Origin of the sequence: Comamonas sp. 7D-2, assembly GCF_022749555.1 — a bacterium.
GTDB classification, from domain to species: domain Bacteria; phylum Pseudomonadota; class Gammaproteobacteria; order Burkholderiales; family Burkholderiaceae_C; genus Comamonas; species Comamonas thiooxydans.
The window spans coordinates 708622-725037 of sequence record NZ_CP094238.1 but is presented as its reverse complement, the minus strand read 5'-3'; the positions used below and the strand labels follow the sequence as shown (position 1 = coordinate 725037).

15 protein-coding genes are annotated in these 16416 nt (G+C 66.6%); 4 read left to right on the top strand and 11 right to left on the bottom strand.

The genetic code is table 11. The features are described from left to right. Position 1 precedes the first annotated feature (1 nt). The gene (locus tag MPZ60_RS03250; RefSeq protein ID WP_034357317.1) at positions 2 to 1201 is read right to left on the bottom strand and encodes an MFS transporter; all 1200 of its coding nucleotides are present in this window, start codon (positions 1199 to 1201) and stop codon (positions 2 to 4) included. Positions 1202 to 1475: 274 nt separating this feature from the next. On the opposite strand from MPZ60_RS03250, the gene MPZ60_RS03245 reads away from it, so the two are divergent. Beyond that, positions 1476 to 1976 carry a CreA family protein gene (locus MPZ60_RS03245; RefSeq protein ID WP_034357315.1) on the top strand — a complete coding sequence of 167 codons (501 nt, stop codon included), beginning with the start codon at positions 1476 to 1478 and terminating at the stop codon, positions 1974 to 1976. A 71-nt stretch (positions 1977 to 2047) separates the two neighbouring features. Here MPZ60_RS03245 and MPZ60_RS03240 read toward each other — a convergent pair whose 3' ends face one another. Then, the gene (locus MPZ60_RS03240; protein WP_034357313.1) at positions 2048 to 2269 is read right to left on the bottom strand and encodes a hypothetical protein; all 222 of its coding nucleotides are present in this window, start codon (positions 2267 to 2269) and stop codon (positions 2048 to 2050) included. A gap of 138 nt (positions 2270 to 2407) precedes the next feature. Continuing rightward, on the bottom strand, positions 2408 to 3352 hold the full coding sequence (locus MPZ60_RS03235) for a LysR family transcriptional regulator (protein WP_034357310.1): 945 nt from the start codon (positions 3350 to 3352) through the stop codon (positions 2408 to 2410). 265 nt (positions 3353 to 3617) lie between these two features. On the opposite strand from MPZ60_RS03235, the gene MPZ60_RS03230 reads away from it, so the two are divergent. The 3 genes from MPZ60_RS03230 to MPZ60_RS03220 all read left to right on the top strand — a co-directional run bounded on the left by MPZ60_RS03230 (position 3618) and on the right by MPZ60_RS03220 (position 7364). Next, positions 3618 to 4706: a YeiH family protein gene (locus MPZ60_RS03230; protein WP_034357308.1), complete on the top strand. Its 1089-nt coding sequence runs from the start codon at positions 3618 to 3620 to the stop codon at positions 4704 to 4706. 175 nt (positions 4707 to 4881) lie between these two features. After that, on the top strand, positions 4882 to 5373 hold the full coding sequence (locus MPZ60_RS03225) for a MarR family winged helix-turn-helix transcriptional regulator (RefSeq protein WP_034357685.1): 492 nt from the start codon (positions 4882 to 4884) through the stop codon (positions 5371 to 5373). Next, complete coding sequence (locus MPZ60_RS03220; protein ID WP_034357306.1) at positions 5370 to 7364, top strand: FUSC family protein; 1995 nt, start codon at positions 5370 to 5372, stop codon at positions 7362 to 7364. The genes MPZ60_RS03225 and MPZ60_RS03220 overlap by 4 nt, the downstream gene beginning before the upstream one ends. A gap of 5 nt (positions 7365 to 7369) precedes the next feature. On the opposite strand, the gene MPZ60_RS03215 is transcribed toward MPZ60_RS03220, so the two are convergent. The 8 genes from MPZ60_RS03215 to cobA form a co-directional block, all read right to left on the bottom strand. Beyond that, positions 7370 to 8125 (bottom strand): ABC transporter ATP-binding protein, encoded by a 756-nt coding sequence (locus MPZ60_RS03215; RefSeq protein WP_034357303.1) that lies wholly within the window; start codon positions 8123 to 8125, stop codon positions 7370 to 7372. Next, positions 8125 to 9126, bottom strand: coding sequence for an iron ABC transporter permease (locus tag MPZ60_RS03210; protein ID WP_080746190.1), 1002 nt, complete (start codon positions 9124 to 9126; stop codon positions 8125 to 8127). The genes MPZ60_RS03215 and MPZ60_RS03210 overlap by 1 nt, the downstream gene beginning before the upstream one ends. Before the next feature lie 135 nt (positions 9127 to 9261). Beyond that, on the bottom strand, positions 9262 to 10314 hold the full coding sequence (locus MPZ60_RS03205) for an iron ABC transporter substrate-binding protein (RefSeq protein WP_034357301.1): 1053 nt from the start codon (positions 10312 to 10314) through the stop codon (positions 9262 to 9264). Beyond that, positions 10308 to 10844 carry a DUF2478 domain-containing protein gene (locus MPZ60_RS03200; RefSeq protein ID WP_080746186.1) on the bottom strand — a complete coding sequence of 179 codons (537 nt, stop codon included), beginning with the start codon at positions 10842 to 10844 and terminating at the stop codon, positions 10308 to 10310. The genes MPZ60_RS03205 and MPZ60_RS03200 overlap by 7 nt, the downstream gene beginning before the upstream one ends. A gap of 25 nt (positions 10845 to 10869) precedes the next feature. Next, on the bottom strand, positions 10870 to 11775 hold the full coding sequence (locus MPZ60_RS03195) for a substrate-binding domain-containing protein (protein WP_242607096.1): 906 nt from the start codon (positions 11773 to 11775) through the stop codon (positions 10870 to 10872). Positions 11776 to 11780: 5 nt separating this feature from the next. Beyond that, positions 11781 to 13745 carry a TonB-dependent siderophore receptor gene (locus tag MPZ60_RS03190; RefSeq protein WP_052057644.1) on the bottom strand — a complete coding sequence of 655 codons (1965 nt, stop codon included), beginning with the start codon at positions 13743 to 13745 and terminating at the stop codon, positions 11781 to 11783. Positions 13746 to 14001: 256 nt separating this feature from the next. Beyond that, complete coding sequence (locus tag MPZ60_RS03185) at positions 14002 to 15444, bottom strand: NAD-dependent succinate-semialdehyde dehydrogenase (RefSeq protein ID WP_034357294.1); 1443 nt, start codon at positions 15442 to 15444, stop codon at positions 14002 to 14004. Positions 15445 to 15589: 145 nt separating this feature from the next. Next, positions 15590 to 16414 (bottom strand): uroporphyrinogen-III C-methyltransferase, encoded by an 825-nt coding sequence (gene cobA / locus MPZ60_RS03180; protein WP_034357289.1) that lies wholly within the window; start codon positions 16412 to 16414, stop codon positions 15590 to 15592. Positions 16415 to 16416 lie beyond the last annotated feature (2 nt).

The following is a 16416-nucleotide window of genomic DNA, read 5'->3' as shown; positions in this document are numbered from 1 at the left end:
TCTAGGCCTGCCTGGCCACCAGGCCATGGGTCTTGCGCATCCTGAAAGTGCCCAGGCAGGCCAGCAGCGCCAGTGCCAGGCCCAGCACGCAGGCACCCTGCCAGCCGTCAATGCGCCAGGCGAGAGTCCCCAGCGCCGAGCCCGCCGCCGCGCCCGTGAAATAGCCCGTCATATAGACGGCATTCATGCGGCCGCGGGCTGCGGGCAGCAACTGGGCCACCGTGGCCTGGTTGGTGATGTTCAGGCATTGCAGACCCAGATCGATCACCACCATGCCCAGCACGAACCAGCCCAGATGCGCTCCGCCCACCCACAGCAGAGGCCAGGACAGCAGCAGGGCCAGCGCCCCGATGGCGCAGCTCACGCGGCCCAGGCCCTTGTCCACCAGCCGCCCCGCCTGCGTGGCCACCAGGGCACCCGCCGCGCCAGCCAGACCGATCAAGCCGATCTGGCCGTCATCCAGGCCCAGGGGACCGCTGGACAACTGCAGCGCCATGGTCGAGAACAGCACGCTGACCGAGGCGAACGCCAGCGCGCTGACCAGGGTGCGCTGGCGCAGGCCCGGCTGGCTGCGCAGCAGATGCCACATGCTTCTCAGCACCTGTGGATAACTGACAGGGCTGAGGTTGCGCGATGCCGGCAGCGCCCTCCACAGCCACAGCGCCACCACGGCCATCACCAGCGCAGCGCCCTGATAGACGGCTTGCCAGCCCCAGGCCTCCGAGACCATGCCGGCCACGCTGCGCGCCAGCAGAATGCCCAGCAGCAGACCGCTCATCACCCAACCGACGGCCCGCCCGCTTTGCCCAGGCTGGGCCAGCGCCGCCGCCATGGGCACCAGCACCTGGGCCGCAACCGAGAACAGACCGGCCATCAGCGTGCCCAGCAAAAACAGATCGAACTGACCCGCCAGGCCGCACAGCGCCTGCCCCAGGGCAGCCAGCAGCATCAGGCTCACGGCCAGGCCGCGGCGCTGCAGCTTGTCGCCCAGCGGCGCCAGCAGCAAAAGACCTGCCGCATAGGCCACCTGGGCCAGCGTCACGCTGGTGGCAGCCGCCGACTCGCTGACCGAGAAATGACCAGCAATCGAGTGCAACAGCGGCTGGTTGAAATAATTGCCGCCCGCACACAGGCCACAGGCCAGTGCCATCAACAACAGGGAGGAAGCGCTCAGACCGGGCGCGGAAACGTTCACCGACATAGATAACAGCCACATCCGGTGGATGCGGCGCTTGCATGGAGCCACCGCCCGAGGGGCCGTCGCAGATCAAAGAGGGAGTTAGCAAGTCCGGCATGCGCTGTGTCATGCCTGTGGCAGCGTCTCAGCTGCCGGCGCCCGCCAGCAGGCCGGGGCAAACCGTGATGCAATACAGAAAGCTCTGCAGCAGCCGGTATTGTCTTCAGCCCGGCTGCCAATCCCTTGTCCGGGACACAATGCCCCGTCAAAATCCAAGGGTTAACCCTTAACTCACTGTATGCGCACCACCATGAAATTGCTCTCCGCCGCTCTGGCCGTTGCAGCCGCCACCGTAGGAACCATGGCCTTTGTCGGCATGAGCCATGCCGAGCAGATCGGCGCCGTGGATACCGTCTTCAAGTGGATTGGCCCGGATCACAAGATCGTGGTCGATGCCTATGACGACCCCAAGGTGCCGGGTGTGACCTGCTATGTATCGCGTGCCAAGACCGGCGGCATCAAGGGCGGCCTGGGCCTGGCCGAGGATCGCTCGGAAGCGTCTATCGCCTGCCAGGCCACGGGCAATATCCAGTTCCCCGCGCCGCTCAGGCAGCAGGAAGAAGTGTTTACCGAGCGCACCTCGCTGCTGTTCAAGCGCCTGCGTGTGGTGCGCATGGTGGATGCCAAGCGCAATGCCCTGATCTATATGACCTACTCGGACCGGGTGATCGAGGGCTCTCCGCAGAACAGCGTCACCGCCGTGGCCGTACCCCAGGGCACGGCTATCCCGCTGAAATGAAAATCAGAGCAGGCTGCGCTTGTGCGGCCTGCGTTTGAGGCAGTTTTAACTCAAGACCCAGGCCGCGCGAGTTACTGACTGAAGATCAGGCCGCCTGCGTCCAGCGCCGGCGGGCGCAGCAAATCCTCGTTCACGCCCATGGCCTGGCTGGCGCGCTCCACAGCCTGCCAGAGTCCGGCAGGCATCTGCAAAATGGCCTCGGGGGACTGCGCATCGTCGATCCAGTGGCTGATCTGCAGATGCTGTTCATGAGTGAGCAGGTCCAGGTGCAGCATTTCATCGATGGTTTTCATGGTGTTCCTCCCTGCTTGAGAAAGCCGGCGCCGTGCAACCCGCGCCTGACTTGTCTACCCAATATAGGGGCAAAAAACGCCGCCGCAAGCAAAATCATTGTCAAGAAAACATAGCTACCTGCGACTGTCATTCAAGCGCTACAGCATGTTTGGAGCTTGGGCTGCGGACGGTTCGAGCGACGCCTGCTCGCCGGCCTTGCAGGCATCGACAAAGGCCTGCAGCGCAGGCGAGCGGCGCTTTCCGGCGCGCTGCACCAGAGAGAAGTTGCGCCACATGCGCGGCAAGGTGGTGGGCAGAATCTCCAGCGCACGAGCCTGCAGCTGTGACTGCACCAGCACGCGCGACAGACAGCTGATGCCCAGCCCCTGCTCGACACAGCGTGCAATCGCCTCGGAGCTGCCCAGCGTGGCGGTCGCAGGCAGCTGATGCAGATGCGGCAGCAGCGCATGCTCGACCATCTCGCGCGTGCCTGAGCCCGCCTCGCGCAGCAGCCATGCCGCCTTGCGCAGCGCCGCCACGCCCAGCGGCTTGCTGCGCGCCTGCTCGGCCAGCGGGTCCTGCGGCGATGCCACGATGACCAGTTCGTCACGCAGCCAGGGCTCGACCTCCAGCCCCTGCCAGTGGCTGCTGCCCTCGATCAGGCCCATGTCGACCTCCATGGCCAGCACGGCTTCGCCCACTTCCTGGGTATTGGCGATCTGCAGGTCCACGCGCACCAGCGGATGCGAGCGTGCCAGCCGCGCCAGCACTTCGGGCAGCGCATAGGTGCCGATGGTGGTGCTGGCCGCCACGCGCAGGCGCACCGGCATATTGGCCGCACGCGCGGAAAACGTCTGCTCTATGCCTCTTGCCTGCTCCAGCACGCTCAGGGCCTGAGGCAATAGCGCACGACCCGCATCGTTGAGCACCAGGCGCTTGCCCACGCGCTCGAACAGTTGCACGCCCAGGCCTTGCTCCAGCTGCTGCAGCGCGGCACTGGTGGCCGACTGCGAAAGCGCTACGGCCTCTGCGGCAGCCACCGTGGTCCCGCTTTGAGCCACGGCGCAGAAGATCTCGAACTGACGCAAGGTGAGGTGCAGCATGACGATGATTCGTATATTCGTATCGATGACAGCAGGCTCGCCAGGAGCCCTGGCCTACCAGCAAAAAATGGGCGGCCCGGCCCCTACGGCACCGGCTCATCCAGTCAATGATTGAGTCGAATCGCAGGATGCAGAGAGCTCAATCTACCTGTTTTATAGGTTGATCTTACAAAAACTATTAGTTATACAAATATAACCAGGAAATCTAAAGTGATCTCCATGCCGGCAATCAGACCTGTTGTCTTGCCTGCTGCGAAAGGTCACGATGAACACTACAACACTGAAAAACTCCGCACCCTCGCAAGGCTGGATGCACAAGACCGGAGGGATGATTCCCGGCCTGCTGCTGGCGGGCGCCATCGCTGCCGTGGCCACCTGGGCCGCGCAGTTTCCGGCCATCAGGAACAACGGCCTGAGCGCGCTGACGCTGGCCATCATCATCGGCCTGTTGATCGGCAACACCGTCTATCCGGCCATCGCCAGCCAGTGTGCCAGCGGCATCGCCTTCACCAAGGCCCGTCTGCTGCGCACCGGCATCGTGCTCTACGGTCTGCGCCTGACCTTCCAGGACATAGGCCAGGTCGGCATGGCCGGTGTGGTGATCGATGCGCTGGTGCTGTCCAGCACCTTTTTGCTGGCGCAGTGGATAGGCCAGAAGCTGCTGGGAATGGACAAGCGCACCACCATGCTGGTGGGGGCTGGCGCCTCCATCTGCGGCGCTGCCGCTGTGCTGGCCACCGAACCCGTGGTCAAGGGCCGTGCCGAGGACGTGGCCGTGGCCGTGGCCACCGTGGTGGTGTTCGGCACCATCGGCACCTTTCTCTACCCGGCGCTGTTCCACTGGAATGCCGAGTACGGCTGGATAGACACCAGCATGCAGCAGTACGGCGTTTTCGTCGGCTCCACCGTGCATGAGGTGGCCCAGGTCGTGGCCGCCGGCGAAGCCATAGGCAGCCAAGCTGCGGACACGGCCGTGATCGCCAAGATGGTGCGAGTGATGATGCTGGCGCCCTTCCTGCTGGTGCTGTCCATGTGGCTGACACGCAGCGAACGGACCCTGGGTGTGAACAACGGCCAGCCCGGCAACCGGATCACCATTCCCTGGTTTGCCGTGGGCTTTGTGGCCATGGCTGGCGTCAACTCCCTGGGCGTGCTGCCCAAGGAAGTGGTCAGCGTCGGCATTCAACTCGACAACGCGCTGCTGGCCCTGGCCATGGCCGCTCTGGGCCTGACCACCCATATCCGCGCGGTGCGTGCTGCCGGCACCCGGCCGCTGATTCTGGCCCTGGCTCTGTTCGCCTGGTTGCTGGTCGCCGGCCTGGCATTGAACCTCTGGATTCCAACACTGTTTTGATAGCGGCTTGCGCCTGACTGGATTAGAAATAGAACATTTACAGGTCTGAAACCCTTTGAAAGAGAGCGCTTGTCGCTCTCTTTTTTTGCATGAATACAAGGGAATACCCTTGCTATAAATGTAGATTCAATTAGTTTGAATTGCAAATTAATTGAGCAAGCATCAAAATTCGGCCATGTCTTTTGCCGATGCTCCCTCCCGCGACCGCCTGGGCTTTCTCATGGTCACCCTGACCCGCCAATGGCGGCGTTTTGTCGAAGAACAGCTGGCGGCCAGCGGCCTGACCGACGCCACCTGGACGCCGCTTCTGCATCTGCGCGCCTGGGGCGACGGCGTGACGCAAAAGGAGCTGGCCGAGCGCGTGGGCCTCGATGGCTCCAGCCTGGTGCGCCTGCTGGACATTCTCGAGGGCAAGGGCTGGGTGGAGCGCCGAGCCGATGTGGCCGACCGCCGCAGCAAGCGCATCTTTCTCACGGCCGAAGGCAATAGCGCCGTGGACCATGTCCGCGCCACCATGCTGGAGGCCGAGCTCAGCCTGCTGCAGGACCTTAAGGACTCCGAGGTCGAAGCCATGCTGGACGGCGTCAACAAGATTCGCGCCCGCATCGAGCAGATGCACGAGCAGCGCTCAGCCCAAGTCCATCCCGGTACCGAGGAGCGCGCATGAGCGTGGCTGCCTACGACCGCCTGCTGGAGCGCGCCACGTTATGGGGCTTTGACAGCGCCCGCCTGCGCCAGCATCTGCGCACGGCTTTTGCAGCCTGTCTTGCCGTGTTCGCTGCCTGGGCCCTGGGGCTGGAACATCCGCAATGGGCGGGCATGACGGTCTGGGCCGCCTCCCAGCCGCTGCGCGGCCAGTTGCTGGAGAAAAGCTTTTTCCGTACCACGGGCACGCTGGTCGGCACGGCCGCCGGCGTGGTGCTGGTGCTGGTGGCCAATGGCGATCTGCTCTGGCTGGTCACGGGGCTGGCGGTGTGGATAGGCATCTGCGCGGGCCTGGGCAATCTGCAGCGCAGCTTTGCCTCCTACGGCACCATGCTGGCCGGCTATTCGGCCTCCATGGTGGCCCTGCTGGACAACGGCAACCCCGCCCATGTCTACGCGCTGGGCTGGGATCGCCTGTTCACCGCGCTGACCGGCGTGGCTGCCGCCCTCGTCGTGGGCTGGCTGTTCACGCCCGTGGGCGCTGAAATCCCCGGCGACGGCAGGGTACGGCGACTCTGCGCCCGCCTGCTGCGCGACATCGCGGACGCCGCACAGGCCACGGCCAGCGGGCATAGCGCCCTCAGCCCCAGGGACCTGGCTGAGCGACTGGCCGTGATGGCTGCCATCGAAGAAGGGCTGGACCCACATGCCGCGGGCTCGCAGCGTTCGCGCCGCGCCGTGCGGGCGCTGCGCCGCCTGATCAACACCCAGATTTCGGCCCTGCTCTGGCTGCGCGACAGCACGGGCAAGACCATCACCCCGGCATTCACGCCTGCGCAGGCCCAGGCCATGACGGCCGCGCTGGAGCAGGCCGCCATGCTGCTCGAAACCCAGCCCGCACCGCTGGCCGCCATCGACGCCATTGCCACGGCCCGCAGCGCCGCCGCAGGCTGGGGTCATGCCGAGGAGATTCTGGGCAATATCGGCCTGGCCCTGCAGGCCCACTTTGTGGCTGCCAGCGACCTGACTCTGCCAGCCCACCATCGCGCACGCCAGTTGCCCGTGGTCCTGCACAGCGACTGGGTGGGCGCGCGCCGGGCCATGCTGCGGGCCTTCAGCTCCATTTTTCTGGTCGGCCTGATCTGGGTGGTCACGGGCTGGCATGGCGGCGCCTATATGTTGCTGGGCCTGTCGGTGATGATCACCGTGTTCTCCTCGTTCGAGAACCCTGCCTTCACCATGCGCTTTGTGATTCTGGGCCAGGCCATGGGCGCGGGCGTGGCGCTGGTCTGCCAGTGGTTTGCCTGGCCGTTCGCCAACAGCCAGCTGCAGATGGTGCTGATGATGCTGCCCTTCATCTTCCTTGGCGCCCTGCTGCTCAGCCACCGCCGCACCACGCTGTACGGCTTTGACTGCAATATGGTGATCCTGCTGGCGCTGTCGCCGCATTTCCCCTACCAGCTCGATGTGGGCCACTCGCTGTCCATGGCCTTTGCCATCGTCACCGGCCCGCTGGCCGGCTGGGCGGCCTATCGCTTCATCCTGCCCGTCACCGCGCAAGGCAGGCTCAACGGCCTGCGCGCCATGATGGTTCATGAGCTGCAGGACATGGCCTGCGCCCCGGTGCACGCCCGAGACGTGCGCGTGTGGCGCGCCCGCCTCTATCACCGCCTGCTGCGCCTGGTGCGCGCCTCCGAAAAAGTCAGCGCCCCCGCCGTGCAGGACGCGGCCGACTGCGGTCTGGCCGCGCTGCGGGTGGGCAAGGCCGTGCTGATCCTGCACCAGTTGCAGGCGGATGTACTCCTGTCCGAAAGCACCTTGCGCGGTGTGCGCAGCGCGCTGCAGAGACTGCAACAACTGCCCAGCGCTCCCGCCAGGGCCGTGCCACTGCTGCAAGGCCTGGCCCGGCGCATACAGCAGCGCCAGCCCGAGCAGGCGCTGCAACTGCGGCTGGCCGCCCAGGACATCCGCGAGCATCCGGCCTTCTTTGCCTCCAGCGCCGCGTTGCGCTGACCACTTCAGCGGCCGCCCGATAGATGGGCGGCAATCGCCGCCTCGCTGACGTCATAGAGCTCAGCCAGCGCTGCGGGCGTGGCCACGGCGCGCGGCTCGCCCACGCCCAGCAGCCGACCATGGCCCAGCAGAGCGATCCTGCTGGCCACGCGCAAGCCATGCTCTGGCTGGTGGGTGGACAACAGCATGGCCATGCCCTGTGCGCTCAGCGCCCCGATCTGCTCCAGCACGCGGATCTGGTTGCCGAAGTCCAGGCTGGCCGTGGGCTCGTCCATGACCAGCAGCGCCGGCTCCTGCGCCAGCGCGCGTGCAATCAACACCAGTTGCCGCTCGCCGCCGCTGAGCTCGGTGTAGCGGCGCGCGGCCAGATGGGAGATCTTCAGCCGCTCCATGCAGGCCAGTGCCATGGCCCGGTCCGCTCCGGACGGCCTGGCCAGAAGGGGCAGGCGCGCGGCGCGTCCCATGAGCACCATGTCCAGAGCCTCGAAGGCAAACACTCCGGCCTGGGCCTGGGGCACATAGCCGACGCGGCGCGCGAACTCCGCGCGCGGCCAGTGCTGTACCGGCTGGCCCTCCACCAGCACCCGGCCCGCCAGCGGCGGCAACAGGCCCAGAACCGTGCGAAACAGCGTGGTCTTGCCGCAGCCGTTGGGGCCGAGCAGACACAGCACCTCGCCCGCGTCAATCGACAGATCCACCGCTTCGCTGACCACGCTGCGGCCATGGCCGGTGCTCACACCCTGCAAGTCCAGCACCGTCATCAGACATCTCCTTCGCGGCGGCCCGTGCGGGCCAGCAGATAGAGAAAAAACGGTGCGCCGACCAGGGCCGTCAGAATGCCCAGCGGCAGCTCGATGCGCGCCATGCTGCGGGCCAGCGTATCGGCCGCCACCACAAAGCCCGCGCCCAGCAGGGCCGAGGCCGGCAGCAGGCGCACGAAATCGGGGCCGACCAGCAGGCGTGCCACATGCGGCACCACCAGTCCGACCCAGCCGATGATGCCGGCCAGCGACACAGCAGCCGCCGTGCCCAGCGTGGCGCAGACCACCAGCACCAGGCGCAGCCGCCCGACCGGCACGCCCAGAGCCCGTGCCTCCTCATCGGGCAGGGCCAGCAGATTGATGCGCCAGCGCAGCAGCAGCAAAGGCAGCAGGGCCGCCAGCATCACGGGCGCCGTGGCGGCTACTTCCTGCAGCGTCACGGCCGACAGGCCGCCCATGAGCCAGAAGGTGATGGACGGCAGCTGGGTGTTCGGGTCGGCCAGGGTCTTGATCAGGGCAATGCCGGCCCCCAGCAGGGCGCCCAGTGCAATACCGGCCAGTACCAACACCAGCACCGGATCGTGCCTGCGCACGCAGGCGCTGATAGCCACCACGACGGCCACGGCGATCAGACCGCCACCAAAGGCCAGCCATTGCACGGCAAACATCGACAGGCCCAGATAGATGGCGATGACGGCACCCAGGCCGGCACCGGCCGAAACGCCCAGGATGTCAGGCGAGACCAGCGGGTTGCGAAACATGCCCTGGTAGGCCGCACCGGCTGCAGCCAGCATCGCGCCGACCGCCATGCCGGCTGCGATGCGCGGCAGCCTGATGTTCCAGAGCACGGTTTCGGCCGCTGACGGCAGCGGCGAAGCCGCCCCCGTGGCCCGTGCCCATAGCGCTTCGGCCAGCTGTGCCGGTGCCAGCGCAAACTGGCCCGAACCCAGCGCCCAGAGCAACACCAGAGCCAGCAGGGCCAGGGCCAGCCACCAGCCCATGCCCACACGCAGATGACTGCGCTGGCGACTATGCCCGGAGGCATTGCTTGATGCCGCGCTTTCCAAGCTTCCCGCTTCTTTCGGGCTTTGAGCGCCTTCGCTGATATCGAATGAGTTCATGCCAGCCCCATGCATTCAGCGCGCCGCCTGCAGCAGCGCTTGCAACTGCGCCGGCGACAGCTGGATGCCATAGAACAGTGCATAGAACTCGCGTACCGCCTGCTCCAGGGGCTTGGCGCCATGCCGCGCGGGCCGGCCAGGATGCAACTTCTCAAGCAGCCAGCGCACGCCGATCAGCCGGTTCACGCTGGGCGGGCCGTCCAGCCAACCGAAAGGCAGCACGGGCGCACAGTGCACTCTGCCGCTGCGCACGGCGCTGATGCCGCGCCACAAGGGGTCCTGGCGCACACGCTCGGCAAAACCCGCCTCCTGGGTCAGTATGACTTCGGGGTCCCAGGCCAGGATCTGCTCCATGGAGACGCGCGTGAGTCCGCCCCTGCCGGCCTGGGCCGCCACATTGCGGCCGCCCGCATACTCGATCACCTCGACATTGATGGAGCCGGCCAGCCCGGTTTCCAGGCCGTTGGCGCCGCGCCCCAGATAGACACGCGGCCGGGCCTGCTCACCCAGCTCAGCAGTCACGGCGCGCACCAGCCTGGCCACTTCATCGGCATGTCGGGCCAGGGTCTCGCCACGCTCGGCTGCACCCAGCAAAGCTCCGACCTCGCGCAGCTGGCGCGCATGGTCGCTCAGGCTGCCCTGCACCAGCACGCATGCCAGGCCCGTCTGGCGCGCCAGACGTTCGATGGCAGAGACATGGGTGGCGTCGGAGGTCCCGGAGTCCAGCACCAGATCGGGTTGCAGCGCCAGCAGCTTTTCAAGCGGCAGCGTGCTGCCGCGCCCCGACAGGCGTCCCAGATAGGGCAATGCCTGCAGCGGCGACCCCAGATGGGCGCGCGCCGCATCGCCGAGCTGCATGGGCCAGCCCAGCAGTTGCTGCGGCGCCAGCGCGGCCAGCAGCACGCCGGCCGGCGGACCCGAAGCGAAAACGCGACCCGGCCGTGCCGGCAGCGAGCCAAAGCGGGCTGCGATGACCGAGCCGCCATCCTGCGCCCAGGCCCCGCCCTGATACAGGCCCGAGGCCAGCGTCGCAGCTCCGGCCTGCAGCCACTGGCGCCGCGTCAGCATGCAAGGTCTTCCCTGTCTTCGCGTGCCAGCTGCTGCCGGCACCAGTGCAGCAGTACCTGCTCGTCGACCCGCAGGCGCACGAAGGCGCCGCAGGTAAAGCTCTGCCAGCCGGCCTCGTGGCGGGCCGCCACGGCCGTGATCACGGGAATGCCGGCCTCGACAAAAGCGGCGATCTCCTGGACAAACCCGCCGCCGGCGGCTTCGAGCTGGCCGAAGCAGTTGACGACGGCCAGCTCCACACCATCGGCCAGTGCCTGACGCAGCACCACGCTGGCCCGGGCCAGGGCCTGCGGATTGAGGCTGCAGGCCTGCGAAGACGCCCCCAGGTCCTCGGTCATCTCGAACTGCTGGCCGCTGCGCAGATCCACGAGACGCATGCACTTGTTGCCATTGGCATAGCGACTCTGGCGATGTACCAGCCCGCCCACCTGCCGGCCCGACTGTTGCAGCCGCCGCGCCACGCCTTCGAGCAAGTCCTCGATATCGTGCCGCTCATCGGGGTAAATCAATGCCGCCAGCGGCGGCGTCATAGCGGTGCTCATGCTGCTCCTTCGCTCAAGTCTGTCCATCTGCACCGGCGCTCATGCCGGCGGGCACGCTGTCGCGCCCAAACACCCAGGGGCCGCCCGCGCCGCTGGCCGCTTCCAGCGCATGCTGGCCGGCCGCAGACAGCAGGTACTCGGCCAGCAGGCCCGCCGCCCGGCGCTGCTCCGGCGTGGCCGGATGGCGCGGACCGGGCGTGAGCAGCACATAGGGTCTGCGCATCAGCGGATCACCATGCAGCAGAAGTTCTATGCCAGGGGCGCCCATCTTGCCGAAGGCCAGGGGAATATGGCCGACCACGGCATAGGCCTGCTCGCGCGCCGCCAGCTCCAGCACGGCCTGTGATCTCGGGCCGGTGTCGGCGCGCAGCCAGCGCGCATCGGGTCGTATGCCGCCGCGCCGCCACAGACGCTGCACCACCGTATAGCTGCCGGGATCGCGCAGCGCGATGAAGGGCGAGCCGGTTTCGGCAATGCGCCGCAGCGCCTGCGTGCCGTCAGCGGCCGAACGCACGCCGGCGGGGTCATGAGCGGGGCCGGCAATCACATGCTGATTCCAGCCCCAGACGCGCGCGGCGCCAGCCATGCCACTGGCCTCCAGTGCCATGGCTTCGTCGCTGGCGTGGATCAGCAGCATCTGTGCCTCGCCGCGCGCGAAGGCGGGCACCACGCCCTCCTTGGGCGCGGCCGCCACGGTGGTGACCGGCATGGCCAGGGCCTGGCTGGCCTGCTCGGCCACGCGCGGCCACACGCCGCACAGCACGAGTCCGCCCACGGCCGCCACCTGCACGCCGGTGCCCGAAGCGGGTTGTGCCCCCACCGCCACCGCCTGGGCCGGGCCACCGGCCGCCATGCCCAGGGCAGCCAGACTCCGCAGCCAGTCACGCCGTGCCAGCGATGTCCGAAGCAGGTTTTGCATGACCATCAGAACCGGTAGCCCAGGTTCACATACCAGCTGCGCCCCGGCATGGGCAGGCCGTCCGCCAGCTGATACCACTTGTCGCCCAGATTGGCCACGCCGAAGTCCAGCGTGGTGTCCGGACGCGGCAGATAGCGCGCGCGCAGATTGGCCACGCCGTAGCCGGCCATCTGATAGACCTGGGCCTGGCCGCTGGCCGACAGCGGCACCTTGCGGCCCTGTTCTGCCTCCAGCTCGGCGCGCAGCTGCCACTGGGCCTGCGGATTCCATTGCAGGGCCGCCGTCAGGCGCTGACGCGGCGTGTCCGTCAGCGTGATGCTGCGGTCGCTGAGATTGGTGCGGCTCAGATAGGTGTAGCCCGCATGCAGAGCCCATTGGGCCGACAGTTGCTGCGCCAGCGACACCTCAAAACCGGCATTGCGCGTGCGTCCCACGTTCTGCGCCTGGTTGCAGGTCTTGCCGCCGCAGGCCGTGGAGTCAACGACCATGGTCTGGATCTGGTCGCGCACCCGGCTGTAGAACAGCGCCGCCTGGCCCTTGCCGCCCTGCCAGGGCTTGCCGCTCAGGCCCAGCTCCAGATGGTTGGCCACCTCGGGCTTGAGGTCGGGGTTGGCCAGGGCCGTGCCCATGCGTGCCGAATAGCGGTCCTTGATGGTCGCAAAGCGGGTCTTGTGCGAGGCAATCAGATAGACCTCGTCGCCCTGGGCCGTGAGCGCATAGCTCAGGCGTGCCAAGCCGTTGGTGGCGCTGGTCGAGCCCGTGGGCCACTGGTAGACCTGCTTGGCGTCGCGCTGGTCATGGCTCAGGCCCAGCGTCAGGCGCCAGCGCTCGGCCAGGGCGATGTGATCCTCGAGCACCAGCGAGGTGGTCACATCGCGGTAGTGCTTCTGCGGGTCCTTGCCCGAGGCCACGTCGGTGTGCTCGTCCTGCTTGTAGTGGAAGGCCGCATGCAGCTCGTGGCCGGAGAAGGCGTAGTTGACCCACTCCACGCTGGCCCCCTTGCTCACATCCTTGTAGCTGCTGGTCGGATCGTGGGCCGTGTAGCTGGCGTCCTTGTACATGTCGAGACCGTTTTTGTAGGTGTCGTGGTAGAGGCGCGTCTTGAGCACATTGCTGCCGTTCAGACGGGTGGTGCTCAGGAAATACAGGCTGTCCTTGTCCCAGTAGGGCCAGCGCCAGTAACGCACGGCGTTCTTCTGCGTGGACTGACCCGTGTAGACCGGATTGCCCTTCTCGCCTTCCTGGCGCACATAGCCGATGGCGTATTCGTCCGTGGCATTGGGCGTGAGTCCCAGCTTGAAGGACAGGCGCTTGTCGGTGCGGTCCGCGTTCTCGCGCTTGCTGCCGGTATCGGTGGGCTGCTTTTTGTAATCCCTGAAGCCCCGGGGCAGAGGAAAGCTGTCGGCATCCAGGTAGGAGGCACCCAGCTGGTAGTACCAACTGCCTTGATTACCGCCCAGGTTGAAGCTCGCCCTTCGCTCGCTGCCGCTGCCCACACCCAGGCGCACATCGCCTTCGAAGGGCTTGACCGGTTTGCGCGTGACCAGATTCACTGCACCGCCCAGCGTATTGGGACCGTACAGCAGCGAGGCACCGGCCTTGGCCACATTGATCTCGGCCAGGTCGAAGGTGGTGAAGCGGCCCAGATCCACATAGCCGTCATAGGGCACGTACAGCGGCACGCCATCCACAAAGATGGGCACCTGGCGCGAGTCGAAGCCGCGCAGGCTGATCATTTCCTCGTTGCGGTTGTTGCGCGACAGGCTCACGCCAGGGAGATTGCGCACGGCATCGGCCACGGTGCTGGCGTTGCTGCGCTCCATCTCGGCACTGCCCACGCGCTGCATATCGCCGGCCCCGAGCTCCTCGGCCTCGCGCCGCGCGCTGACTTCCACCGTCCCCAGCGTGAAAGTCTGGCTGGCGGCTTCGGCTGCGCCCGCAGCTGCCACCTGGGCCCAGGCCGTGCCCATGGGCACGATGGCCAGCGCGCCCCACAACCAGCTGCGGCGAAGAACAAAACTTGGAGGATGGATCTGGGAAACCGTGGAGTGCAATGGCATGGCGCGGGCTGGAATTTGTTGTCGAATGTAAAAAACCGTCGATTCTAGCCACCGCTATTCATTTATGGAATAACGATCAACAAACAGTCTCCATAAGCCCCACGGCATACACCTCCCATGAAAAAAGGCCACCCGAGGGTGGCCTTGCATCAGATGCCTTGCAGATTCAAACGCAGCTGATCGCCACGGCCTTGGCCACCAGGTAGGCCTCCAGCGCCTCCGGGCCGCCTTCGGAGCCATAGCCCGAATCCTTGATGCCGCCAAAGGGCAGCTCGGCAGACGGCAGTGCCGGCTGGTTGATCCACAGCATGCCGGCTTCCACATCCTGCGACAGTTGGTGCGTCGTCTTGAGCGAGCGCGTGAAGGCATAGGCGGCCAGGCCATAGGACAAGCGATTGGCCTCTTGAATGGCGTCTTCGATCCTGTCGAAGCCGCGAATCGCCGCCACGGGGCCGAAGGGCTCCTGGTTGAAGATATCGGCCGTCAAAGGCACGTCGGCCAGCACCGTGGGCGCAAAGAAGTTGCCGGCAGAGCCAAAGGATGCGCCGCCCGTCATCAGCTTGGCACCGCTTTGCTCGGCGTTCTGGATCAGCTGGGTCAGCGCCGTCACGCGGCGCGGATTGGCCAGCGGGCCCATCTGCACGCCCTGCTCCAGGCCGTTGCCGACCTTCAATGCCTCGGCATGGGCCACCATGGCACGCGTGAACTCCTCGCGCACGCTGTTGTGCACCAGAAAGCGCGTGGGCGAGATGCAGACCTGGCCAGCGTTGCGGAACTTGGCCGCACCCGCGGCCTTGACGGCCAGTTGCACATCGGCATCCTCGGCCACGATCACGGGGGCATGGCCGCCGAGCTCCATGGTGGAGCGCTTCATGTGCTGGCCGGCCAGCGCCGCCAGCTGCTTGCCCACGGCCGTGGAGCCCGTGAAGGTCACCTTGCGGATCACGGGGTGGGCAATCAGATATTCAGAAATCTGTGCGGGGTTGCCATAGACCAGGCCCACGACACCGACAGGAATGCCGGCATCGACAAAGCACTTGAGCAGGGCTGCGGGCGAGGCCGGGGTTTCCTCGGGCGCCTTGACCAGGAAGGAGCAGCCCGAAGCCAGGGCCGCGCCGATCTTGCGCACGATCTGGTTGACGGGGAAGTTCCAGGGCGTGAAGGCAGCCACGGGCCCCACGGGCTCCTTGATCACCAGCTGCTGCTGCTCGGGGCGACGCGAAGGCACGATGCGGCCATAGACACGCAGGGCCTCGTCGGCAAACCATTCGATGATGCCGGCGCCGGCAATGATTTCCACCTTGGCCTCGGCCAGCGGCTTGCCCTGCTCCTGCGTCAGCAGCGCGGCGATCTCGTCGGCACGCTCCTTGAGCAGAGCTGCGGCACGGCGCATGATGGCGCCGCGCTCATGGGCAGATACCTTGCGCCAGACCTGAAAGCCCTTGTCTGCCGCCGCCAGGGCGCGGTCCAGGTCGGCAATATCCGCATGGGCCACACGGCCAATCACCTCGCCGCTTGCAGGGTTGCGCACATCAATTTTCTTGCCGCTGGCAGCGTCCTGCCACTGTCCGTCGATCAAAAGCTGGGTATCGGGATATGCAGTGCTCATCGCATGACTCATAGGTGTCGGCCGCCACTATCCCCCTGCAGACTGACGAGGCCGGGTGTGACAAATGTTCAGGGGTTACCGGACAAATTCTAGTCATGCAGGCTCGGCACTCAGACAAAAGGGAGACAGCTGTCAGCAATCGGCCTCATGCGCCCACGGCGCGGCGCAGCTGCGCCTGCTCCAGCAGCCCGCCCAGGCCCTCGGCGGACGACGCGGCCAGCCTGACCACCTCGCCCACCACGAACACGCAGGGGCTGCCCAGTCCGCTGGCAGCCAGCGCCTGCGTCATCTGCCCCAGATCGGTCAGTATCTGTTGCTGTGCGGGCAGGCTGGCGTTCTGGACCAGGGCCACTGGCGTAGAAGCTGGCAGTCCGCCGGCCAGCAGCTGCTGCTGGATGAGGGCGGCAGTGGCAACGCCCATGTAGATCACCAGCGTCAGCCCCAGCATCCGTGCCGTGCCGGCCAGCAACTGCCAGTCATGGCCGGCACTGCCTGGCTTGGCGTGACCGGTGATGAACACCACGCCATGGGCATGGTCACGATGGGTCAGCGCAACGCCCAGGCTGGTGGCAGCGGCCAGCCCTGCGGTGATCCCGTTGACCACTTCCACGGCGATTCCGGCCCGGCGCAGATGCTCGACCTCCTCACCGCCGCGGCCAAAGATGAAGGGATCGCCGCCCTTGAGGCGCACCACCAGCTCGCCCTGGCGGGCCGCCATGATCATGAGCTTTTCGATGAACTCCTGCGAGGTGCTCTCGCGCCCGCCGCGCTTGCCCACATGGACGACGCGGGCGCTAGCGCTGGCAAGCTTCACGATATCGGCAGACACCAGGTCGTCCGCCAGCAGCAGCGTGGCGGACTGAATCAGTCTCAGCGCCTTGAGCGTGAGCAGCTCCGGATCACCGGGGCCGGCACCGACCAGATAGCAGCGGCCCACGGGCGGCAGGGAAGTGGCATGGCTGTTTGTCATGG